The 21,621-nt window shown below is 49.2% G+C and carries 20 protein-coding genes and 6 pseudogenes; 17 read left to right on the top strand and 9 right to left on the bottom strand.

Going from position 1 to position 21,621, the window contains the following annotated elements:
* Positions 1-22: 22 nt before the first annotated feature.
* The 4 genes and pseudogenes from DW724_RS13905 to DW724_RS13890 form a co-directional block, all read right to left on the bottom strand.
* Positions 23-264, bottom strand: a pseudogene (locus tag DW724_RS13905) (CGGC domain-containing protein); the annotation flags it as partial.
* Positions 265-407: 143 nt separating this feature from the next.
* Complete coding sequence (locus DW724_RS13900) at positions 408-629, bottom strand: heavy-metal-associated domain-containing protein (RefSeq protein ID WP_118761875.1); 222 nt, start codon at positions 627-629, stop codon at positions 408-410.
* 208 nt (positions 630-837) lie between these two features.
* Positions 838-1,059: pseudogene (locus DW724_RS16470) on the bottom strand (cation transporter); the annotation flags it as partial.
* Positions 1,060-1,273: 214 nt separating this feature from the next.
* The gene (locus tag DW724_RS13890; RefSeq protein ID WP_117484730.1) at positions 1,274-1,717 is read right to left on the bottom strand and encodes an Rrf2 family transcriptional regulator; all 444 of its coding nucleotides are present in this window, start codon (positions 1,715-1,717) and stop codon (positions 1,274-1,276) included.
* Between the two features lie 121 nt (positions 1,718-1,838).
* On the opposite strand from DW724_RS13890, the gene DW724_RS13885 reads away from it, so the two are divergent.
* The 4 genes from DW724_RS13885 (at position 1,839) to DW724_RS13870 (ending at position 5,147) form a co-directional block, all read left to right on the top strand.
* Positions 1,839-2,819, top strand: coding sequence for an NAD-dependent protein deacetylase (locus DW724_RS13885; RefSeq protein ID WP_202183533.1), 981 nt, complete (start codon positions 1,839-1,841; stop codon positions 2,817-2,819).
* Positions 2,816-3,697: an NAD-dependent protein deacetylase, SIR2 family gene (locus DW724_RS13880; RefSeq protein WP_118761874.1), complete on the top strand. Its 882-nt coding sequence runs from the start codon at positions 2,816-2,818 to the stop codon at positions 3,695-3,697. Before DW724_RS13885 ends, DW724_RS13880 begins: the two co-directional genes overlap by 4 nt.
* A gap of 193 nt (positions 3,698-3,890) precedes the next feature.
* On the top strand, positions 3,891-4,550 hold the full coding sequence (locus DW724_RS13875; RefSeq protein WP_243105767.1) for an NAD-dependent protein deacetylase, SIR2 family: 660 nt from the start codon (positions 3,891-3,893) through the stop codon (positions 4,548-4,550).
* Between the two features lie 21 nt (positions 4,551-4,571).
* Positions 4,572-5,147 (top strand): DNA-3-methyladenine glycosylase I, encoded by a 576-nt coding sequence (locus tag DW724_RS13870; protein WP_442861287.1) that lies wholly within the window; start codon positions 4,572-4,574, stop codon positions 5,145-5,147.
* A gap of 85 nt (positions 5,148-5,232) precedes the next feature.
* Here the strand turns inward: DW724_RS13870 and DW724_RS13865 are convergent, their stop codons facing one another.
* On the bottom strand, positions 5,233-5,586 hold the full coding sequence (locus DW724_RS13865) for a winged helix-turn-helix transcriptional regulator (protein WP_117800764.1): 354 nt from the start codon (positions 5,584-5,586) through the stop codon (positions 5,233-5,235).
* A 154-nt stretch (positions 5,587-5,740) separates the two neighbouring features.
* Here DW724_RS13865 and DW724_RS13860 point away from each other — a divergent pair, with 154 nt between their 5' ends.
* The 7 genes and pseudogenes from DW724_RS13860 to DW724_RS13830 all read left to right on the top strand — a co-directional run bounded on the left by DW724_RS13860 (position 5,741) and on the right by DW724_RS13830 (position 10,816).
* Complete coding sequence (locus DW724_RS13860; protein ID WP_118761872.1) at positions 5,741-6,244, top strand: flavin reductase family protein; 504 nt, start codon at positions 5,741-5,743, stop codon at positions 6,242-6,244.
* A gap of 28 nt (positions 6,245-6,272) precedes the next feature.
* Positions 6,273-6,962 (top strand): radical SAM mobile pair protein A, encoded by a 690-nt coding sequence (locus DW724_RS13855; RefSeq protein ID WP_118761871.1) that lies wholly within the window; start codon positions 6,273-6,275, stop codon positions 6,960-6,962.
* The gene (locus DW724_RS13850; protein ID WP_118761870.1) at positions 6,950-7,867 is read left to right on the top strand and encodes a radical SAM mobile pair protein B; all 918 of its coding nucleotides are present in this window, start codon (positions 6,950-6,952) and stop codon (positions 7,865-7,867) included. The genes DW724_RS13855 and DW724_RS13850 overlap by 13 nt, the downstream gene beginning before the upstream one ends.
* A 177-nt stretch (positions 7,868-8,044) precedes the next feature.
* Positions 8,045-8,179 (top strand): FeoB-associated Cys-rich membrane protein, encoded by a 135-nt coding sequence (locus tag DW724_RS16465; RefSeq protein WP_118761869.1) that lies wholly within the window; start codon positions 8,045-8,047, stop codon positions 8,177-8,179.
* Positions 8,180-8,339: 160 nt separating this feature from the next.
* A pseudogene (locus tag DW724_RS13840) lies at positions 8,340-8,558 on the top strand (cation transporter).
* Positions 8,559-8,650: 92 nt separating this feature from the next.
* A pseudogene (locus tag DW724_RS13835) lies at positions 8,651-10,466 on the top strand (HAD-IC family P-type ATPase).
* A 35-nt stretch (positions 10,467-10,501) separates the two neighbouring features.
* A complete protein-coding gene (locus DW724_RS13830; protein ID WP_118761868.1) occupies positions 10,502-10,816 on the top strand; it encodes an ArsR/SmtB family transcription factor in 315 nt (104 codons plus the stop codon).
* Positions 10,817-10,961: 145 nt separating this feature from the next.
* Here DW724_RS13830 and DW724_RS16460 read toward each other — a convergent pair whose 3' ends face one another.
* From DW724_RS16460 to DW724_RS13820, 3 genes are read right to left on the bottom strand one after another with little or no spacing between them, the layout of a single operon-like run.
* Positions 10,962-11,195 (bottom strand): hypothetical protein, encoded by a 234-nt coding sequence (locus DW724_RS16460; RefSeq protein WP_243029956.1) that lies wholly within the window; start codon positions 11,193-11,195, stop codon positions 10,962-10,964.
* A gap of 4 nt (positions 11,196-11,199) precedes the next feature.
* Positions 11,200-11,469, bottom strand: coding sequence for an ImmA/IrrE family metallo-endopeptidase (locus DW724_RS16455; RefSeq protein WP_243105766.1), 270 nt, complete (start codon positions 11,467-11,469; stop codon positions 11,200-11,202).
* 48 nt (positions 11,470-11,517) lie between these two features.
* Positions 11,518-11,934, bottom strand: a complete 417-nt coding sequence (locus tag DW724_RS13820) for a helix-turn-helix domain-containing protein (RefSeq protein ID WP_118761867.1) — start codon at positions 11,932-11,934, stop codon at positions 11,518-11,520.
* Positions 11,935-12,186: 252 nt separating this feature from the next.
* Between DW724_RS13820 and DW724_RS13815 the strand changes: the two genes are divergently transcribed.
* The 6 genes and pseudogenes from DW724_RS13815 to DW724_RS13775 all read left to right on the top strand — a co-directional run bounded on the left by DW724_RS13815 (position 12,187) and on the right by DW724_RS13775 (position 19,829).
* Positions 12,187-12,927, top strand: coding sequence for a DNA polymerase Y family protein (locus DW724_RS13815; RefSeq protein ID WP_442861288.1), 741 nt, complete (start codon positions 12,187-12,189; stop codon positions 12,925-12,927).
* Between the two features lie 889 nt (positions 12,928-13,816).
* On the top strand, positions 13,817-13,957 hold the full coding sequence (locus DW724_RS16140) for a hypothetical protein (RefSeq protein WP_243105764.1): 141 nt from the start codon (positions 13,817-13,819) through the stop codon (positions 13,955-13,957).
* A gap of 358 nt (positions 13,958-14,315) precedes the next feature.
* Positions 14,316-15,294: pseudogene (locus DW724_RS13795) on the top strand (tyrosine-type recombinase/integrase).
* A gap of 188 nt (positions 15,295-15,482) precedes the next feature.
* A pseudogene (locus DW724_RS13785) lies at positions 15,483-16,166 on the top strand (site-specific integrase); the annotation flags it as partial.
* Between the two features lie 588 nt (positions 16,167-16,754).
* Complete coding sequence (locus DW724_RS13780) at positions 16,755-17,960, top strand: FprA family A-type flavoprotein (protein ID WP_118480739.1); 1,206 nt, start codon at positions 16,755-16,757, stop codon at positions 17,958-17,960.
* A 588-nt stretch (positions 17,961-18,548) separates the two neighbouring features.
* Entirely contained in the window at positions 18,549-19,829 is a 1,281-nt protein-coding gene (locus DW724_RS13775; RefSeq protein WP_192924414.1) for a glycosyltransferase family 2 protein, read from the top strand.
* A gap of 484 nt (positions 19,830-20,313) precedes the next feature.
* Here the strand turns inward: DW724_RS13775 and DW724_RS16280 are convergent, their stop codons facing one another.
* Positions 20,314-21,036 carry a 3D domain-containing protein gene (locus DW724_RS16280; RefSeq protein ID WP_118480737.1) on the bottom strand — a complete coding sequence of 241 codons (723 nt, stop codon included), beginning with the start codon at positions 21,034-21,036 and terminating at the stop codon, positions 20,314-20,316.
* Positions 21,037-21,621 lie beyond the last annotated feature (585 nt).

Genomic DNA, 21,621 nt, shown 5'->3' with positions numbered 1-21,621 from the left:
CTTTCTGCACCAGCTTCCGCATACGTTTGGCAAAAGGACAGGGGGAACCAATGGGAGTCCCTTTGCTGATACAGGAAGCAAAGGCAATGGTGTCTGCACACTGTTCTACCAGAGAACGGGCTCTTAGCACCGCTTTTTTCCGGGGCAGCCACCGCAGTTGATGAAGCCCACTAACTGAATATCGTCCTCTCCCATGAAAGCGCCTTTTCTCTCTCGGATTGTCCGAAAATCCCGGCTTCCGGGACAGCAATCCTCTGTATGCATACAACGAATAATGCCAAGTTTCATATTGGTTTCCTCCTTAATTTATTTAGGGCCGGCCATTCAGATTTGGCCGACCCACTGTCTATTATTATGTAACAAGCTGTCCTCTGGCAATCTTAATGGAACGGGTTATGTGAGCCTTATCAGCCTTCATGGGGGATAATCTCCGTGACTTCGTAGCCCGCCTCGGTAACTGCCGCTTTCAGGGTTTCGTCAGTAACGGACTCCGGGACCTCAACAGTGGCCTTTTTGTCCTCCAGACTTACCTGGACATGGGACGCACCAGGGATACCCTCCAGGGCATGGGTGACATGCTTGACGCAGTTCTGGCACATCATTCCTTCAATCATCAGTTCTTTTTTCATAGTAGTTCCTCCATTCGATTGCTTCATTGTTGTTTGCTTTACGGAAATCTTCTGTACGGGAGATTCCGTAGTGACAGAAGCGGCAAAAACAGGGTCAGGGCGTAGACTATGGAGTTTTCCGTCCACAGAAAGACACTCGGCAGCGGCCAGCCCAACATATGTCCCATTGAGATATAGAACAAAGGGATAGTGAATACAAAGGACCAGATTACTCGACGGCGCATCGCCTCATATTCCTTTTTGCCGTGTCCACCGAGGAGACAGCCTGTACAGCCGAGTTTCCCTTGACCTGCTGTAGGGATGCGCCATAGCCTGCCTTTTCTACAGCGGCGATAATCTGCCCACTGTTTACATTTTTATCGTCGTAAGTCACCACCATACTGTTTTTTAACAGATTGACATTGCATTCTTGCACGCCGGTCAGGCTGGATACGCTTTTTGTACCCTAGCTTGGCAGGCCGCACAAGTCATGCCTGTGATATTGTACTTTTCCTGCATATTTGAAACCTCCTTTTCTGGAAAGCAGAATACCCATACGGGGCATAGGTCTCTCCGGTTCTCAGTATAGAATCGCAAGGAGGTCTTGTATTTCCCGTTCAGAAGAATTTTTGTCCCAAATGGAAGAGCTTCTGAAAATCGATCCGTTATAAACGCTGCAAGGGCATCCCTTCCAACTTCATGTGATATTGTTCCAGCACATCTTTCAGCGTGATTTCTTGCATTCTTTGTTCCGCTGTTTTTTGAATGTCCAAGTAAAAATCCCGCAGCACCAGTTGGATATTTACACCCACGCCACAGGCAGGATTGGTGTGGATGTCCTGATGGAGCAGAGGCTTGTTGCCCTCTACTGCTCGATAGGCATCCAGCAGAGTGATTTTCTCCGGCTCACGAGCCAGGGCAGGCCGAGGATGTCCCTTCACGCTGACTAGCAGCCCTCCTTTCCGCAAGGCGGACATGAGCTGGCGTACATAGGCAGGATTGGTTTGAACGCTTTCTGCCAGTTTGTTGCTAGTTAGGTCGCAGTCTGGGTACAGAGCGATAAAGGCTAAAATATGAACGGCATCGCTAAGCCGGGTGGGGTATTTCATGGCAAATCTCCTTTTTTGATGTTATTTTTATTATAACAACATATTGACAGCGGCGCAAGCAAATGCTAATATGAGTTGTAGTAATAATAAAAATAACACCCGCTCGAAAGGAATGATGACAATGAACTTCTATGATGATTTGGTCATGCAGGCACAGATGAATTATTCCAGGCACTATCCTATCTATGCTTCCGGCAGTACGCCTTATCAGCTGACTGACAAAAAGCCGCTGCCGTATAGCGAACAGATCCATCGGTTGGTACAGGAGGTAAAGGAAGCTGACTGTGTGGTAGTGGGCGGAGCCTCCGGCCTGTCCGCTGCCGGTGGCGGAGATTTTTACTATGAGGACAACGACTCCTACCGCAAATACTTCCGGCCTTTTGCGGAGAAGTACCACTTCAAAGGTGCTTTTGCAGGGATGATGCACCCCTGGGAGACCCGGGAAGAGTATTGGGGGTATCTTGCCACCTTCCTTCACACCACCCAGACCGCACCTGTGCGTCATCCCTATCTGGATCTAGACGCTTTGTTGAAAGGCAAGGACTGCTTCATCCTCACCACCAACCAGGATACCCAGTTTGTCAAACTCTACCCGGAGGAGAAGGTGGCGGAGATCCAGGGAGATCACCGGTTCTTCCAGTGTGCCGCCTGCTGTACCGATGACACCTGGGATGCGGTAAAGCCAGTGGCTGATATGGTGGCCGCTATGGGGGATGGCACGAAGATTCCCACGGATCTCATTCCCCGGTGCCCTCACTGCGGCGGCGAGGCATTCCCCTGGGTGCGAGGATATGGGAATTTCCTGCAAGGAAAGAAATATGAAGAACAGTACGAAAAAATTTCTCGCTATGTACTGGAACACAAAGACAGCAAAATTCTGTTCCTGGAGCTGGGTGTTGGCCGAATGACTCCCATGTTTATTCAGGAGCCTTTCTGGAACATGACCCTCAGCTTTCCCCATGCCCGGTATATTGCTGTCAACAACAAGTATGACTTCCTGCCCAAGCAGTTGGAGGACAAGGGCATGACCATTGTGGCCGACATTGCTCAAGTGCTACGGGATGCACGGAACACCATGGAAAGCGGAGATAACGATCAATGAGGGTTGGAAACCAAGCGGCGCTTCAGGAACTTGCCGAGCGTATTGCTCAAGCAGATGCCGTTGTGATCGGAGGTGGCTCCGGCCTGTCAAGCGCGGCTGGATACGACCACTACCATTGGTCCCCGGCACTTTCGGAGGCATTGGCTCCCTTTCGCGAACAGTATGGCTTTACCTCTCCGCTGGCTGGATTCTACCATTGCTTTTCCAGCTATGGAGAGCAGTGGGGGTATTACAGTCAATATATCCGCTTCATGTGGGAAGCCCCTACTGGGCAGCCCTATCTGGATCTGCAAACGCTTATTGCAGATAAATCTGTCTTTGTGCTGACCACCAATGTGGATCAGCAGTTTTTTCGGGTATTTCCCCAGGAACAAATTTGCGCTTTTCAGGGAGACTTTAGCTACTGCCAGTGCAGCCAGCCCTGTCGGGATGATATTTGGAAAAACCGCGAACTGGTAAAGGAACTGACCGGTCGCTTGGTGGGTGTGCACCTGCCGGAGGAAGCTGTTCCTCGTTGCCCGGATTGCGGGCGGGTGCTGGTGCCTTGGGTACGAGATGATACCTTTCTGGAGGGAACCTTCTGGCAGGATAACCTGCACCGCTACCATAGATTCCTGCGACGCTGGATAATGGATCAGTCCGACAAAAAAGTCCTGCTGTTGGAACTTGGCGTGGGTGAGATGACGCCCAGTATCATCAAACTGCCTTTCTGGGAACTTACTGCCAAAAACGAAAACGTCTTTTATGCATGTCTTAATCGAGAGGCATCTCATAGGCCAGAGCATCTGCGGGGACGCAGCCTGTATCTGCAAGGAGATTTGGCGGAAACTCTAGCTGCCCTCCGGCAGGAGCGCTCCATCGCAGCAACCATAAAATAGAAAGGGGCGAACGAATATGATTGATTGGAACCCTATTGCGAAAAAATTCAGAGAAGCGGACGCTATCTTGATCGGGGCCAGTAACGGACTGTCCATAACCGAAGGACTGCATTTGTTTGCGGACAATGCGGCCTTTGAAAGACTGTTTGGGGATTTTAAACGGAAATACGGCCTTGGGTGTATTTTGCAGGGCATGATGGCTGGATGGCCCAGCGAGGAGGAAAAATGGGCCTTCTGGGCCCGACTCATCCATCATTACTGCGGGCAGTACCAGCCGACGCAGGTGATGAACGATTTGAAGGCCATTGTGGGAGAGAAAGATTACTTTGTCGTCACATCAAACGGAGAAGGTCACTTTGAACTGTGTGGCTTCGATCCGACGAAAATCTATGAGATTGAGGGCAACTGGTTTACGATGCAGTGTGCCCGCCCCTGCCACGACACCCTCTATTCAAGTTTAGAGGTGGCCGAAAAATTATCGGCTGCTGAACAGGGCGGCCATGTGCCTACAGAGTTGGTGCCGCGCTGTCCCAAGTGCGGAGGTCCCATGGATATCCACATGGGCGCGGGTCAGAGAATGATTCCGGATACCGCTGCCCAGGCACGGTTCCAAAACTTTCTGAAAACCTACCACGGAAAGAAACTGATGGTTCTGGAGCTGGGCATTGGCTGGCGCAATCAGCTGATCAAGGCTCCGATGATGCGCCTGGTGGCCAGCGAGCCAAATGCCACTTATGTGACCATCAATCTGGGGGAGATCTACATTGTGGACAATATCAAAGAGAAGTCCTTCGGACTGGACGGGCGGCTGGATGAGCTGCTGCCTGCTCTCCGGGAGGCGTGCGAGGCATAACGATTTCGGAGCAAGTTCAAAATGACTATACGAATGCAGTGGACAGATGGAAAGATTCGATGCCATTGGGTGAGCCCGACTAATACCACTTATCTGCGATACCATGACGAGGAATGGGGCAGACCGGTCCACGATGACCAGTTGCTGTTTGAAATGTTGATTTTGGAGAATTTTCAGGCAGGCCTCACATGGGAATGTGTCTTAAATAAACGAGAAGCATTTCGCCGTGCTTTTGACGGGTTTGATTTACGGAAGGTGGCATCTTATAGCGAAGAAAAATTGACGGCTCTGCAAGCTGACTCTGGAATCATCCGTAACCGACTGAAAATACGAGCTGCAGTGGTCAACGCACAAGTGTTTCAAAAGATACAGCAAGAGTGGGGCAGTTTTGACCGATACTTATGGCATTGGACAGATGAAAAAATCATCCAAGAAGTAGACAAGGTCAGCTCACCATTATCGGATGCTATCTCAAAAGACTTGAAAAAGCGAGGCATGAAGTTTGTGGGGACCGTAATCATCTATGCCTATTTGCAGGCGGTGGGAGTTATCAACTCTCATGAATCAGGTTGCTTCCTGAATCCTTTGCAGCAGTAGAAAATGCAGAAAATAAAACGCCGGGAAGTTGACTCAAGTTGTCAATGTCTCCCGGCTATTATCTTGCAGATTAATATAGTTAGAATCATGGTATATATTTCATTCCCCATTGGGAAATGGCGTAAAAGACCGGCAACAGATCCCGTCCTTTCTCGGTGAGGGAGTATTCCACCCGCAGGGGCATTTCATTATATTGGATGCGCTGGATCAATTCATCCGCTTCCAGCTCCTTCAGGGCGTTGGTCAGAGCTGTATTGGTGATGGGCTTGAGAACTTTTTTCAGTTCCCCAAACCGCATGGGACACTTGATGCACAGTTCATAGAGAATTTGGAGTTTCCATTTGCCCTGCAGCATTTGAACCACCGGCGTGACCGGGCAGTTTCCATCATCGGTTAGAATGACACTGCCAACCTTTTCTTTGAATTCTTCATAAGTCATGATTGGATCTTTCCTCGTCTTTTGCAGTATATTTTTTGATACTAGGTACAAATAATTTGCGTACTTGAACAAAAATTGCTATCAGGTATAATAAATATATCACTGGTTGGCCGTGCAGTCAACGACTGAAATTTCTTAGAAAGGTCTGAATAACATGAAAGAACTGAATATTATGGAGGCTACTGTTCTGACCTCCCCCAATCCGCTGACACTGATCTGCTCTAAAAAGGAGGACGGTTCTACGAACCTGGCTCCCATTTGCTTTGTGTCTTACCTCTCCTTCAACCCGCCCATGGTGGGTTTCGCCACTAGCAAACAGTCCCACACCGGTAAGCAGGTACGGGAGACCGACAAGGTGATTGTCACCGTTCCTGGCGAGAGTCTTGCCCAGACTGTGATGGCCTGCGGAGCGTCTACCGGTGCCAAGACCGACAAGGTGGCCGCCAACAACATCGAGATGATGGCTGTGGAGGGCAGTGACATCCAGATTCCGGTGGATACTCGTCTGGCGATGGTGGCCACCCTGCAGCAGTCGGTGGAAGTTGGCGACCATATCCTGCACATCTGTCAGGTGGACAAGTTCCTGGGCGATGAGGACAAGAAGGGGCTGTATGCATGGAACGGCTTCGAGAAAGTTGCGCCTGCGGTAGAAGGCTAAATCTTAAAACGGAAAGGAGGCGTTAGCGGTGGCTGTTTGTATTAAAGACTGTATTCAGAACATGAATCTGGTGATCGGCTGTACTATTGGTTGCAGCTACTGCTATGCCAGAAACAATGTCCGCCGGTTTCACATGATCGATGACTTTGAAAAGCCGGAGTTTTTTCCCAATAAGCTGCGGCTGATGGAGAAAAAGCGCCCACAGAATTTTCTGCTCACCGGCATGAGCGATTTTTTTCACTGGAAGCCAGAGTGGCGGGAACAGATATTTGCCAAGATGACTGAAAATCCGCAGCACCAATATCTGTTTTTGACCAAGCGACCGGAGGACATCGTCTTTTCCACTACCCTAGAAAATGCTTGGTTTGGTGTAACTGTTACCTCCAGTAAAGAGAAAAACCGTATCCGGACTTTGCGGGAGCATATCCATGGCGGACACTATCATGTGACCTTTGAACCTATGTTTGATGATGTTGGTATGGTGGACCTTACCGGAATTGAGTGGATCGTCATTGGGACTGAGACCGGACATAGGAAGGGCAAATCCGTATCGAAACCGGAATGGGTGTGTAACCTGACACATCAGGCCCATGCGCTTGGCATCCCTGTATTCATGAAGGAAGATCTACTTCCTATCATGGGAGAAACACATATGGTACAAGAATTTCCCCCGGCTTTTTACCGGGTATTGGAGGAACAGAAGACATGGCGGATGTGAAAGATAGTAGCATTCTGATTCAGGATGTAGAAACCAAAAATATTATGACAAAATCCACCCTGCCGGTGGGCGGCTATTCCGTCAATCCTTATGTGGGCTGTACCCATAGCTGCAAATACTGCTACGCCTCGTTTATGAAGCGATTTACCGGGCACACCGAACCGTGGGGTACATTCCTGGATGTGAAGCATTGGCCGGCAATCAAAAATCCGCAAAAGTACAAAGGGCAGCGCGTAGTCATCGGTTCTGTGACCGATGGCTATCTGCCCCAGGAGGCTCAGTTTCAGAACACCCGAAAGCTTCTTGAGCAGCTCCGGGGCAGCGAGGCAGAAATTCTCATCTGTACCAAGTCGGACTTGGTAATCCGTGATATCGACCTTCTGAAAGAACTGGGAAAGGTCACGGTTTCCTGGTCGATCAATACGCTGGACGAGGATTTCAAAAACGATATGGACAATGCCGTCAGCATCAAGCGGCGGCTGGATGCCATGAAGCAGGTTTATGACGCAGGTATCCGCACCGTGTGCTTTATCGCTCCGGTTTTTCCCGGTATCACAGATTTTGAGGCTATCTTCCATCAGGTCAGAAACCAATGCGACCTGATATGGCTAGAAAATCTAAATCTGCGAGGCGGATTCAAAAAAGACATCCTGGACTATATTTGTAAAAAATATCCTGACTTGGTTCCGCTGTACGACGCTATCCACAACAAGAAAGACAGAAGCTACTTCCGTGGTTTGGAGGATCAAGCGGAACGGCTAGCGAAAGAATACAGCTGTCCCTTCGTGGACAACGAGCTGCCCTACGGACGAGCAGAGCCTGGGCACCCCGTAATTGTGGATTACTTTTACCATGAGGAAGTGCGTGGCTCGGAAAACACCGGGCGACGCAACCCCAAAAAATAATTTGTGAAATAAAAGGGTTCTGACATGGAGCTGTGCTTCAATGTCAGAACCTTTTTTTCAGCACTGTTTACCTATTCAGAAGTTTTTTTACTTTTGGAGTGTATCAGATCGGCTCTCTTGTATTGCTTTAAGACAGCAGGTTTTACAAGGTGTACCAAACATAGATAGGAGATTTGTATGGCGTCTTTGATTTTGCTTGCCGTATTGACAATGTATTGCATCTGGTCGCTACGGCGTATTATAAAGCGACGCAAAGAAAATCGCGGAAAGTGTTCCGGTTGCCCTTATCAAGGCACTGGAATGTGCCGATAAAGGCTATTTTTTCCCAAGCAGCAGGACCTTTTACCCAAATAGCAGGATGTGCTTCCAAAGCGTTGACGAAGCCAGTTCAACTAAGTATGATGAAGATACAATTAAACAGCGATTTAATTGTTCTGACAACAGGAGCAAATTGAGAGAGGAGTTTTCCAAAATGAAAAAAACTTATAAGATCGAAGTAGACTGCGCTAACTGCGCCAACCTGATGGAGGATGCAGCCCGCAAGACCAGTGGCGTATAGAGCGCTACTGTGAAATTCATGACCCAGAAGATGATTGTGGAATTTGCTGAAGGTCAGGAGCCGGCCGGCGTGATGGTTGCTGTGCAGAAGGCTTGCAAGAAGGTGGAGCCTGACTGCGAGATCTTCCTGTAAGGTCCCATTCCACACAGGTGCCCCAGACGCTACGGGCGGAAGGGGCACTTTTTTAACAAACAAATAAGCAATTATAGAAAGGAAAGAATGATATGCAAGAAATGATTGAAAGCGGCTTGCTGATCGTAGTAGCCGTATTATCAATTATCCTTCTCTTGATTGGCCAGCGGTCCAGCAGCGGCATGATAAAGAAACAGAAAATCATGTTGGGAAGAATCCTGACTGCCACGGTATTACTGTTGGCGTTACAAACTTTGGGTTCCACCGTATTTGACCAGCTGGGCGCAGCCGGGCGCTGGGTACGATTGGCACTGTATTTGGTGGATTATCTCATTATTGGTTATGATATTCTGAGAAAAGCGTATAAGGGTATCCGTAATGGTCAGGTCTTTGACGAGAACTTCTTGATGGCGGTTGCCACCATTGGTGCTTTGGCTCTGGCTGTCTACGAAAACGGTGATTATCTGAAGTCCATTGCAGTTATGCTGTTCTATCAGGTAGGCGAATGGTTCCAGTCCTATGCTGTTGGAAAATCTCGCCGCAACATCAGCGAACTCATGGACATCCGTCCAGACTACGCTAACATTGAACGGGATGGCAAGCTCGAACAAGTAGACCCGGACGAGGTGGATATCGGCACCATCATCGTGGTTCAGCCTGGCGAGAAAGTTCCCATTGACGGTACCGTGGTGCAGGGAGAATCCACTCTGAACACTGCCGCCCTCACCGGCGAAAGTTTGCCGCGTGAGGGCAAGACTGGTGATGAGATCATCTCTGGCTGCATTAACATGACCGGACTGCTTCATATCCAGACTACCAAGGAATTTGGTGAGTCTACGGTCTCAAAAATCTTGGACTTGGTGGAAAATGTGCCCCTGTGCACTGGTCATCTCTATCCCTCTGTCCTTCTTTGCAGGGATTGGCGGAGCTAGTAAGGCCGGTGTGCTGGTCAAAGGTTCCAACTACCTTGAGACTCTGTCACAGGTTAAGATTGTAGTCTTTGACAAAACCGGCACACTGACTCAGGGCGTATTTGAGGTGAATGCGATCCATCACAATGAGATGGATGAGCGCAAGCTGGTGGAATATGCTGCTCTGGCGGAAAGTGCCTCTAGCCACCCCATCAGCAAGAGTTTGCAGAAAGCCTACGGTATGGAAATCGACCGTAGCCGGGTGACTGACCTTCAGGAACTTAGCGGCAACGGTGTCATCGCTATGGTGGACGGTCATCAGGTGGCAGCTGGTAACGACAAGCTCATGAATCGTCTGGGCGTTCAATCTATTCCGTGCCACAGCGTAGGCACCATCATTCACATGGCGATTGACGGGAAATATGCCGGACACATTGTTATTTCCGACATTGTGAAGCCTCACTCCAAGGAAGCCATCCGGGCATTAAAGTCGGCTGGGGTTCGCAAGACTGTGATGCTCACCGGTGATGCCCAAAAGGTGGCTGACAGTGTAGCCTCCGCTCTTGGCTTGGATGAGGCCTACAGCGAACTGCTGCCTGCTGATAAGGTAGAGAAAGTAGAAAAGCTAATTCAGATCAAATCGGAAAAGGAAAAGCTGGCTTTCGTAGGAGATGGCATCAATGACGCCCCGGTACTCCGCCGGGCAGACATCGGTATCGCCATGAGTGCCATGGGTTCTGACGCCGCCATTGAGGTTGCCGATGCGGTCCTAATGGATGATGATCCTATGCAGATCTCCAAGGCGATTAAGATCAGTCGCAAGTGTCTGGGCATTGTCTACCAGAACATCGTTTTTGCCATTGGTATCAAGCTGATCTGCCTTGTCTTGGTAGCCCTGGGCATAGCCAACATGTGGCTGGCGGTGTTTGCCGATGTAGGCGTAATGATTATTGTCGTTCTCAATGCCATTCGAGCGCTATTTGTAAAGAATCTTTAAGGGGTTGGAAAAATCGCAAGGAATGGAGGGGGTCTATGAATCAATCTTGGCCCCGAGAACCACAAGGGCAAGAATTGGAAGATTTAATACAGTTGTTTAAGGCACTGGGGGACCCTTCCCGCATGAAGGTTTTATTTCAGATTGGTTTCTCGGAAGCATGTGTCAGTGAAGTTGCAGGCAAACTGAATATGTCAGAATCTGCCGTTTCGCATCACCTCCATGTTTTACGAATGAATGGTTTGGTCTGCAGACGCAGAATCGGAAAAACTATTTACTATATTCTAAAAGATGATCATGTTAGATGCATTATTGCACAGGGATGTGAACATATTAAAGAATTCGTTAGTTAGTAGGAAGAAAAACAAATAATTTCAATCACCTGCCGGACGACGGCAAAAGAAAAAAGCCGTCGTCCAGTAGGCTGATAATTATGCAAGCGCCACCTGCACAATTTGCAACAAAAAGAGGAGCCAATCCAGGCTCCTCGAAGGTACGTTATTTCAAAAAGTTGCTCTTATGTTCCAGTGTGTGCAGATTATAACCAAGGGTGGCCAGGTGTGCTACCTTCAGCGCAACCAGGTTGATGTCGGTGGACATCGCACTGGCAATCTGCTCGGCGGTGTATCCATATTCATAGATGTAGCGAAGGACTTCATCGCTGTCCATCAGAATTTCTGCTGCTACGATATTGGCCTCATATTCCGGCTTGGATTTCATGTCGTAGAGCATGAACTCATGAATCGGGGGGGGGCGCCATATTCCGGTGAAGCTGATCATGCCCTAATTCATGTGCGCACACGATGCGCAGCATATTTTCATCCAGACTGTTATTCAGGAAAATAAAGCGATTTCGCTTGATTACCCGGTACATTCCCTTCAGGGAACCAAGATTCTCGCAAAGCATGACATGGACACCAAGCTGCCTTGCAATTTCAAAAGGGGCTCTGGAACCGCAGCGTTTTACCAGTTTCTCACCGACCCGTGAAAGCTGTTCCGCATTCATCATACCACCTCCAGTGTACAGTATAGCGAAAAGTGTGTACGATAAATATCACTGATCGGATTTTTTACGCCTCGTTTTCGGGGCGTATTTTTTATTGTTCTCTTTGGCAATCCAGTAGGCATCGGTCAGAGCTTTATAAGCTCCTTCGATGACATCTTCGCTTAATTCGCCGCCAGCGAACATACCGGTCACTTCACTGACCAGTTCTTCAATATCTTTCGCTGCTTTTATGCCGCCTTTTTCATGAGCTTCTACGACGTAGCTGCCGCTGCTTCCCAGCAGGTACTCAGTAGTAGTATTCAGCGCATCCGCAATCTTCTGAATCGTAACCATATTGGATGGTTTGCGGCTGCCAAGCTCATAATTCTGAATTGTGCGGGCGGTTACACCGGCCTTCTCTGCAAGTTCTACCTGAGTTAAATTGGCTTCTGTTCTTTTTTCTTTCAACCTTTCTTTGAAGACCATAGGAATACCTCTTTCTTTTTTGATGACGAACACGAACACTTTTTCATAAAAAACCTATTAACATGAAAAACGGTGCTTACTATAATGACGATGAAAACACGAAATACAATTCGTGTAATTATAGTATCACAAGAAATGCTGTGTGTTAATGCGTTCGTGAAAAGTTGTTCGTGCTATCACGAACAGAGAGGAGGAATACGGGATGCAAAGAGTGATTCTTCACTGTGATATGAATAATTTCTATGCCTCGAGATATACGGTCGATACACTGACCAGATCGAGCCGTATGGGATGGACGAATGCTGGCCGGATGTGACCGGAAGCGGCTGCATGGGAACCGGATTTGAAATTGCGGATGAGATTCGCAGAACTGTTAAGTTTGAACTGGGACTTACGATTTCTGCAGGAGTGAGCTTCAATAAGATTTTTGCCAAGCTTGGGTCGGATATGAAAAAGCCGGATGCGATTACCTGCATCGAAGCAGATTCGTTCCGGGAGAAGATTTGGTGTCTTCCTGCCTCTGACTTGCTTGGAGTCGGCAGAGCGACCGAGAAGGTTCTATCCGGTCATGGGATTCATACCATTGGAGAGCTTGCTGCAACATCGGATGATTTCTTGAAGTGCCGCCTTGGAAAGAATGGACTGGCAATTAAGAAATATGCCAATGGACTGGATGATTCGCCGGTTATGCGTTCCGATTATGTCTCCCCAGTAAAGAGCATTGGGCACGGGATAACGACCAAGCAGGATTTGGAGAATAACGCCGAAGTCTGGTGCATCATGCTGGAATTGGTGCAGGAAATCGGAACCAAGCTGCGAACACATAAGAAGAAAGCTGGCGGAATAGCGATTTCCATCCGCAACAACGAACTTTACACGAAAGAGTGGCAGTGCCGGATTAGTATTCCGACACAAGCCCTACTTATCTGGCGAAAACTGCATTTGCTTTATTTGCAAAAAACTATCAGTGGGAACACCCGATTCGTTCAGTGACAGTTCGGGCAATCAACCTGTTTGAAGAGGATTGTCCGATACAATACGACCTATTCACCGATGTGAAATCACTGGATCGCCAGGAACGGTTGGACGCAGCGATTGAGCAGATTCGATTCCGATTCGGGAAAGATGCGATTAAAAATGAGGTACTTTTTCAGAAAAGCAAGATGCCGACAGAGCGAAAAGTAGATTTGGTTATGCCGACAGGAATGATTGGTTAATACAGCACCGGTAGAATCTGGTGAGTTCTTTGCGAAAAGAAGTCAACACATTCGCCGGTTTACAGAGGAGGAGCGTAGAATATGTCGGAACAGAAGTGTAGAAAAGTATATGTACCTGTGAATTTGGATGTGGATGCCGAGGGAAATATCCGCCCGCGCTTGATTCGGTGGATTGACGGACGGGTGTATGAGATCGACTGATTGAGGCATAAGTGCCGGGCTGCTTCCACGAAGGTAGGTGGCTGCGGAATTCGTTACACGGTCATGATCGGTGGGCATGAGAGCTTTCTGTACAACGAAGATGAAAAATGGTTCGTTGAAGCGAAAGAGCAGTGCCTATGATTCTTGCGCAGAAAAACATAGAAGAAATCGCTGTTGCAGTGATAAGAGATTTTCAAAAGTCCTTTTTCGGCAGCGAAGCAGATGATCCGGAAAGATTTGCGCTTCCGACACCCATTGACCAGTTTGCATCCGATTATCTGAACCTGAAGGTGTCATTTCAAAAGCTATCCTCGGACGGAAGCATCTATGATCTGACCGCGTATGTGATACAGAATGTCAGATAGAAGTAGAGGGAAGTCAGAGGAGCATCTTTCTGAAAACCAATGATGTGGTTCATCAACAGCAGAAAGTCTCTGACTTGTTATGGATGGCGTTTTTACGACATGGATCAGGTGAAGATAGATACTTTCTGTGGTGCCTTTGGCGTTTCGAGATCGGCAGCTGCTATCCGCTTGGAACAACTGGGCTATCTGAACCGGAAAAAGGATTATGAATATCGTGATCCATTGGAGGTGTGGCCATGAGCAGGAATATCAGAGTATCGGAACCATCTGCGGAAATGCAGATTAAAATCTTCCGAGCAAAGGATGCAATCGCTTCGCAAGAGCCCAGGACTGTCAGGTGCCCTTATTGCCGACACAATTCAATCATCGTCTTTGAGGATACCAGAGGACATGTGCAGACCAAATGCAAGGCCTGCGGACGCGAGACCGTCTTCAATGTTTTGGAGATGAGAAGATTACGGAGATTGCAGCTCTACTATTCGTCTTTGAATGGTTGAGATGACAATAAATAACCCTATTAACACAATTTTATAAGTCATAGCTGTGCTGTGGAGCCGCTGACAGGCGAAGTCTTCCGAATGCCGCATGAGACAGAATTATGGAATACCCATGTTCTGTTTTATCGGCACAGGATTTTTCTTCACCGTCATGCGGCTCCTTTTTTGACCTTCCACTGGTCCGGTTCTGTATCGGCTGTGCGGAAGGAGAAACGTTATATGCAAGAACGAGAGAGGAACTGTACCAGAAGGAACAGGAAGCGATCCAGCAGATTGAGAACAAGACGTATCGCCGCAGTACACCTACAGTGGAGGAGTATTGCGAGAAATGGCTGCTGATGCAGTCAGCACAGATCAGGATGACAACGCTGATTGACTATACATCGAAAGTGAAGAACTACATCATCAAGCCCTTGGGCGATATGCATATGGGAGATGTAACAGCGGATGACATTCGCCTGGCACTGTTGGCGGAGAGAAGAAATCCTCGGACTGAAATGGGATTCGGTGTATCTTGATTGCGAGGCTCCGTACCTTACTGTTCGGAGAGCCTGGCATACGGAGCATAATCGTCTGGTGATTCTGACAGAGCTGAAAACAAAGGCAGCGCATCGGAATGTCCCTCTGCCGGACAATCTTCTGGAATGTCTGAAAGAGGCGAAGAAGACATCGACATCGGATTATGTGGTTGCAAATCGGGATGGAGACCCTTTGTCCTATACGCAGTTCAAGAGATTATGGCAGTATATCGTAACCCGTACCACCAGGGAACGTTGCTATTACCGCTATGAAGATGGCAAGAGGGTAAAGCATACGGTGAAGCCGGTTCTGGGGCAAAAGGCGGCACACAATGGAAATGTGGTTTACAGTCTGGACTTTGAGGTGACTCCGCATCAGCTGCGGCACACTTATATTACGAATCTGATTCATGCTTCGGTTGATCCGAAGACGGTTCAGTATCTTGCCGGTCATGAAAGCAGCAAGATCACCATGGATATTTACGCCAAGGTGAAATATAATCGCCCAGAGCAGCTCGCAGGAGTGCTGGAAGATGCTTTTGCATCGTGGGATCAAGAGTAAATCAGGAAAAACTTAGGGCAGGGATGGCCATCAAAATCACTGCCCTTTTTACATACATGCGACATCCTTGAAGGAAGTGATGTACGCCGTGATAATAAAAGTGACAACACGCAATGTATGAAGATAGACGAGGAGGAGAACACATGGCTAAAGGGAAAAAGCGTCCTGCCGAACTTCCGGAATACGGAACAGAACAGACTGCTATTTTGCTGGATAGCATTCGTGAGCTTCCGCCGTATGTATTCGTGATGATTGGCTTGTACGCGGGATTGCGTAGAGAAGAGATTCTTGGACTTCAATGGGACTGTGTATTCCTGGATGAAAAAACGCCGTACATTTCGGTAAGGCGTGCATGGCATGTGGAAGGCGGTAAGCCGGTAGTCAACACACTTTTGAAGACACTGTCAGCAAAACGAGATGTTCCGATTCCCAAATGCTTGGTAGCCTGTCTCAAGGAAGCAAAGGAAAAATCAGAATCGGAATATGTGATCTCGGACAGGAATGGTAACGCTTTGGCTGAATCCCAGTTCGTGAGGGTATGGAAGTACATAGCAGTTCGTTCTACCGCAGAACGCTGTTATTACACCTATGTAAATGGACAGTCCATCAAGCATAGAATAAAGCCAAGGCTTGGTGAGCATCAGCCGAACAATCCCAAACTGGTGTATACGATGGACTTCAAGGTGACCCCACACATGCTGCGGCACACCTACATCACCAATCTGATTTACAAAGGTGTTGATCCTAAGACGGTGCAGTATTTGGCAGGTCATGAGAACAGCAAAACGACTATGGACATCTATGCGAAAGTCAAGTATAATAAACCTGAAGAATTGAGCAGCGTTGTGAATGCAGCATTCGGGCTGCGTTAAATTGCACCAAAAATTTCGCGATTTCGTGGGTTTACCTATGGGTTTACTGAGAGCGGGAAGCCCGAAAACCCGCATGAATACTGGACTTTTCGGATCAAGGTCAGGTGAGTACGTCCTCAAGGCAGCACGTCGCGCACCGCAGTTCTCCAAGCGCTAATCAATATTTGTGCTTTCAAAATGCAGAAAACGCAAGTTTTCTGCATTTTTTCTTTATTTATCGACAAAACAATATATGCAGAATTGCAATGCAAAACATGTGCTTTTCTCATCAATAAAACCGTGCTGCAATAGAAGTAGACCCGAAAAGGAAACGGAGAATGCACATGGCAAAGACAAAACGCTCGATCGATATACTGCACGGACCGCTGAACGGCAAACTCCCGGCGAGATTGTCGGCCGGCTGATCAGCCTGTTGTTCATGGTGCTCGGTACCTGCCCGCTGCTGCAATCGATCGAAACCTGTATCCCGTCAAAAACCGGCTGTTTCATCGGTCGTTTTTTTGTATGCCGAGACTAACCCTACCACTGGACGAATGCACAAAAATATGCTACAATTCAATATAGATATTTACACGGAGGTGTCGTGCGATGCACAGTACCAGAAAGGTCAAGGATGATCTCATTTATGTTGGCGGCAGCGATCGCCGCCTGAGCCGCTTTGAAAATTTGTTCCCGATCCCCAAGGGGGTATCCTATAACAGCTATGTGCTGTTGGACGAGAAAACCGTGCTGTTTGACACGGCAGACGAGTCCATTAGCCGTCAGTATATCGAAAACGTCGTTCACGCGCTGAACGGCCGTCCGCTGGACTACATGGTCGTTCAGCACATGGAGCCGGATCACTGTGCGATGATCGACGATATGCTGCGCCGCTATCCGGAGGTGAAGATGGTATGCAGCGCCAAGGCGGTCGGCATGTTCGCCCAGTTCTACGGAACGGACGTTGCCGCGCGTGCGCTGGTCGTCAAGGAAGGCGACAAGCTGTCCACGGGCGAGCATACCCTGCATTTTGTCATGGCGCCGATGGTGCACTGGCCGGAGGTCATGGTTACCTACGACGAGAAGGACAAGATCCTGTTCTCTGCTGATGCGTTCGGCACATTCGGCGCACTGGCGGGCAACATTTTCGATGACGAGATCACGTTCGACACCACATGGATGAACGATGCCCGCCGTTACTACACCAACATTGTCGGCAAGTACGGCGTACAGGTGCAGACGCTGCTTAAGAAGGCGGCATCGCTCGATATTGAGATGATCTGCCCGCTGCATGGTCCGATCTGGCACAAGGATCTCGGCCTGCTGCTGGAGAAGTACCAGAAGTGGAGCACCTACGAGCCGGAGGACAAGACGGTCATGATCGCCTACGCGACCATGTACGGCAACACCGAGAACGCCGCAAACGTGCTCGCAGGCATGCTGGCCGACAAGGGCGTGAAGAACATCGCGATGTACGACGTTTCCGAGACCGACGTTTCCGAGCTAGTAGCGGAGAGCTTCCGCTGCAGCCATCTGGTGCTCGCTGCGCCGACCTATAACAGCGGCATCCAGCCCAAGATGGAAGCATATCTGTCCGACATCAAGGCGCTTAACCTGCAGAACCGCACGGTTGCCGTCATCGACAACGGCACCTGGGCCGCTACTGCGGGCAAGCAGATGATCGGCATGCTCGAGGGCATGAAGAACATGACCATCCTCGAGAACCCGATCTCCATCAAGTCTGCACTGGCAGAGAACCAGCTCGGCGCACTCGAAGCGCTGGCTGACGAGCTGGCAAAGCAGGTAAACGGTTAAGGCAATACCGCATAATTGAACAAGAGCGATTTGCGAGCAAATTTTGTGTACTAACGAGGCGCGGTTTTGCAGTAATACTTAATGTATTACTGTGAAATCGCAACAAAGTCAGGACACAAAATTTCCGCAAAGCGCCGCAGCTTTAATTGTGCGGTGTTGCCTTAATAATTAAATACCGGCGGCTGTCGCAATGCGGCAGCCGTTTTGCTGTATATGCAGGGGAGAGCGGCGAGGAAAAATGCCCTCCCTTCCTTTATAAAATGTATACGAAATTGATGATGTTATAGAGAAAACCCGGATTTGTCCAAGCAAACAGCAGGGAAAAGTGAAAGAGCGTCAGCGGTGCGGGACGAATGCATCTCCAGGTTTACTGTTTTCCACGGAAAGACAGGGCAAAGTGGCATGAAAAAAACGCATGAAAGCACAAAAAATTTGTGCGAACAGTGAAAAATTAAAAATTTTGTGAAATCCGGTTAAAAATATGTTGCATAATGCGTTAATAGTGCTATTATAGTACAAGGGTTGAAACAACCGCCACAATATCTAAAGTATAGAGAAATACATCAGGAGAAGAAACGAGGAATTTTTATGCTTCGGTTTTTGGAGAGCATGCAGTGGGTGCTGTTCATTTTCTTTACTGCGGCGTATGCGTACCAGATCTTTTACCTTCTGGTTGGCTTGTGGGGCAAGCAGCGCGGCGGCGTGGAAAATGCAGAGCTGCACCGTTACGCGGCGATCATTTCAGCACGCAATGAGTCCGCCGTTATCGGCAGACTGATCCGCACCTTGAAGGAGCAGGATTATCCGTCAGAGCTGCTTGATGTCATTGTTGTTGCAGATAACTGCACGGACAATACCGCTGAGGTAGCGCGCAGCGCCGGTGCGATCGTGTACGAGCGATTTAATAAGGTGCAGGTCGGCAAGGGTTACGCGCTGGACTATCTGTTCAAGCGTATTTTCGAGGAGCAGGGTGAGGATGCATACGACGCGTTTTTCGTATTCGATGCGGACAACATCGTAGATCCGCAGTTCGTCCGTGAGATGAACAAGATGTACGATACCGGCGAGTATTCCGCACTGACCAGCTATCGCAATTCGCAGAACTTCTGCGCGAACTGGATCTCCGCAGGCTATGCGCTGTGGTTCCTGCGTGAGTCGCGCTTCCTGAACCGCCCGAGAACCCGTCTGGGTGTCAACTGTGCGGTTTCCGGCACCGGTTTTCTGATTTCGGCTGATGTGCTCCGCGAGGAAGGCGGCTGGAATTATCATCTGCTGACCGAGGATATCGAGTTCTCCATCGCCAGTGCGGTCCGCGGCCGTAAGATCGGCTACTGCGGCAATGCCATCATCTACGATGAGCAGCCGGAGCATTTCCGCCAGTCGTGGGATCAGCGTCTGCGCTGGAGCAAGGGCTTCTATCAGGTGGACGCAAAGTATACCGGCGCACTGCTGCGCGGCTGTACGCGCGGCGGCAAGGCGGGCATGTCCTGCTATGATATGCTGATGACAGTTGCACCGTGCAACCTTGTTACCATCGGCTCGCTGCTGCTGGCCGTACTCCTGTGCGTGACCAGCTTCGCACAGCCGGCATACATTACATACCGCGTTATGCGTATGCTTGGCCGTATTCTGATGCTGACCGTGCGCGGCATTACGTTCAGCCTGTTTGCCTTCGGCGCGGTGACGATGATCGCCGAGTGGAAGCGCATCGCAGGTCCGGCGTGGAAAAAGGTGCTGTATACCTTTACCTTCCCGTTCTTCATGCTCACCTATGTTCCGATCTCGATCGCCGCTCTGGTCGGCAAGGTCGAGTGGAAGCCGATCCAGCATGGCATCGCCAAGGTGCAGGAGGAGCGCGAGAGCGCGTAATTGAATCAAAACAGCCGCAGGGTGTCTGCGGCTGTTTTTTTACCATTTGCAGATGTGTAATTGCAGGGGAGGCCGGTGGTCTCCCTTGTGCCACCAGACCAACGAGTTGCGCGGCACAGGTATCCTCTGGAGGACTCTCTCTTGTCCTTCGGGCAATTCACCGTTCTCTGATTTTCGCTGTGCTGAATAGGAAGGAGGGAACCTTGGTTCTCTTCTTCTTGTGCCCCTGCCGGGGAGGCAGGATTCTCTTGCTTCGCAAGCGAAAACCCTAATTTCTGGAATGATAACGAAAACCCGCTCAAACGCCGCACAATCGACTTTGCAAATTTGCTGTATAGTTTTGAACCGATCCGTCAAAAATCCATCACACGCGATTCTGACGCGAAATACAAAACGAAAACCGATGCCATCCATGTCTGCAACCGTAAAACCGCTCAAACAGGCAGAAAAAAAGAGCCGTGCTTTCGCACAGCTCTTCAAAAATTTACTTCAGCAGATATACATTTGCGTACTGCACGCCAAGCTCGTTTGCACGCTCGTGAGTGCTTACTGCAATGTCGATCTTGTTGCCCTTGATCGCTCCGCCGGTGTCCTCAGCGATGAACACGCCGTAACCCTCGATGAATACGCGGCTGCCGAGCGGAATGACAGACGGGTCAACTGCGATCGTGCGGCCTTCGGTCAGGGTGGTGCCGGTAGCGGTCAGTGCCAGATTGTTGCCGTTGCATTCAACGCACGGATCGTAGAAGGTCAGTTTATAATTGCCAAGCGCAGTTGCATTTGCCTTGATGGCATCGCTTGCCAGATACGTTGTGGAGTAAGCTACCGGACGGGCAGTGGCTGCACTTGCGACCAGCTGGTTGTAAGCGGTCTTGGTTGCAGCGGCCTTGATCTCAGCTTCCTTCTTAGCTGCTTCTTCAGCGGCCTTTTTGGCAGCCTCAGCCTTAGCCTTCTTAGCAGCTTCCTCCTGCGCCTTCTTGGCAGCATCCTGCTGTGCCTTGAGTGCGGAAGCCTTTGCCTTCGCCATAGCCTGCTGTGCGTTGGAGATTTCGGCAGAGGTGAGCACCGTGCCGACAGAATGGTTCAGAGTGGAAGAGAGTACCGCAGTCGGCTGCTCCAGTGCAGCAGCGCCGAAGGTTGCCATCGAGCCTACCGTGAAGGTTGCCGCGAGGAACATGGCAGCATGCTTACGCAGAGAAATAGACATTTGTGTTACGCTCCTAAAAGTCAGGTGAAAACGCAGCGGGAACACTTCCCGCGCCACCGGAAAAACCGATGTTGTTTTCTGGGTTGTTACTGTTTTGTTTACGTTCTGTTTCCGAACTGTAACCAATCATACTGCATCCTCTCCGATTTGTCAAACGGTTTCATAGAATTTTGTGCACATTTCACAGAGTTTATCGCTGGATTTCGTTAATCTGTATGGCATAATTGGGCGAAAATACGGTTTTTTACGGTTAGCCGTGTAAAACGCACATCGGCGGCTTTGTTACAAACCGCAGGGATCGAAAAGGAAGTCTGCCCGGTTTGACCGGTCATTATGCAGGACACGCAGAATGGGTAAAACAGCGGGACACTGTGCATAAATAGTATATAGGTAAATTGGCTGTTTCGACGAAGCCGTACAGAGCGCTTTGGTGACTGGCTCTTTACAATTCTGCTGAGCTGTGGTATATTAAAAATAAGTGTTTGCAGTCCGTGTGGGAATGCGCTGTGCCATTTACAGCGAAAACGGACCGCATCCTTCACATGTGGATAAAGACAGACGGGATCGCATGGTCTGCCTTTTCAG

The organism is Butyricicoccus sp. AM27-36, assembly GCF_003480945.1.
Taxonomy (GTDB): domain Bacteria; phylum Bacillota; class Clostridia; order Oscillospirales; family Butyricicoccaceae; genus Agathobaculum; species Agathobaculum butyriciproducens.
The sequence above is the reverse complement of the archived record's forward strand: the minus strand, read 5'-3'. Positions and strand labels throughout refer to the sequence as shown.

Excerpts from the sequence above, each read along its gene's own strand:
- DW724_RS13875 (WP_243105767.1), top strand. The coding sequence starts at position 3,891 with ATGATGGCTGGATGGCCCAGCGAGGAGGAAAAATGGGCCTTCTGGGCC.
- DW724_RS13865 (WP_117800764.1), bottom strand. The coding sequence starts at position 5,586 with ATGACTTATGAAGAATTCAAAGAAAAGGTTGGCAGTGTCATTCTAACC.
- DW724_RS16455 (WP_243105766.1), bottom strand. The coding sequence starts at position 11,469 with ATGAATGCGGAACAGCTTTCACGGGTCGGTGAGAAACTGGTAAAACGC.
- DW724_RS13870 (WP_442861287.1), top strand. The coding sequence starts at position 4,572 with ATGACTATACGAATGCAGTGGACAGATGGAAAGATTCGATGCCATTGG.
- DW724_RS16465 (WP_118761869.1), top strand. The coding sequence starts at position 8,045 with ATGGCGTCTTTGATTTTGCTTGCCGTATTGACAATGTATTGCATCTGG.
- DW724_RS13890 (WP_117484730.1), bottom strand. The coding sequence starts at position 1,717 with ATGAAATACCCCACCCGGCTTAGCGATGCCGTTCATATTTTAGCCTTT.
- DW724_RS16140 (WP_243105764.1), top strand. The coding sequence starts at position 13,817 with ATGGATCAGGTGAAGATAGATACTTTCTGTGGTGCCTTTGGCGTTTCG.
- DW724_RS13880 (WP_118761874.1), top strand. The coding sequence starts at position 2,816 with ATGAGGGTTGGAAACCAAGCGGCGCTTCAGGAACTTGCCGAGCGTATT.
- DW724_RS13850 (WP_118761870.1), top strand. The coding sequence starts at position 6,950 with ATGGCGGATGTGAAAGATAGTAGCATTCTGATTCAGGATGTAGAAACC.
- DW724_RS13860 (WP_118761872.1), top strand. The coding sequence starts at position 5,741 with ATGAAAGAACTGAATATTATGGAGGCTACTGTTCTGACCTCCCCCAAT.
- DW724_RS13885 (WP_202183533.1), top strand. The coding sequence starts at position 1,839 with ATGAACTTCTATGATGATTTGGTCATGCAGGCACAGATGAATTATTCC.
- DW724_RS13775 (WP_192924414.1), top strand. The coding sequence starts at position 18,549 with ATGCTTCGGTTTTTGGAGAGCATGCAGTGGGTGCTGTTCATTTTCTTT.
- DW724_RS13900 (WP_118761875.1), bottom strand. The coding sequence starts at position 629 with ATGAAAAAAGAACTGATGATTGAAGGAATGATGTGCCAGAACTGCGTC.
- DW724_RS16280 (WP_118480737.1), bottom strand. The coding sequence starts at position 21,036 with ATGTCTATTTCTCTGCGTAAGCATGCTGCCATGTTCCTCGCGGCAACC.
- DW724_RS13780 (WP_118480739.1), top strand. The coding sequence starts at position 16,755 with ATGCACAGTACCAGAAAGGTCAAGGATGATCTCATTTATGTTGGCGGC.
- DW724_RS13820 (WP_118761867.1), bottom strand. The coding sequence starts at position 11,934 with ATGGTCTTCAAAGAAAGGTTGAAAGAAAAAAGAACAGAAGCCAATTTA.
- DW724_RS13830 (WP_118761868.1), top strand. The coding sequence starts at position 10,502 with ATGAATCAATCTTGGCCCCGAGAACCACAAGGGCAAGAATTGGAAGAT.
- DW724_RS16460 (WP_243029956.1), bottom strand. The coding sequence starts at position 11,195 with ATGCTCTACGACATGAAATCCAAGCCGGAATATGAGGCCAATATCGTA.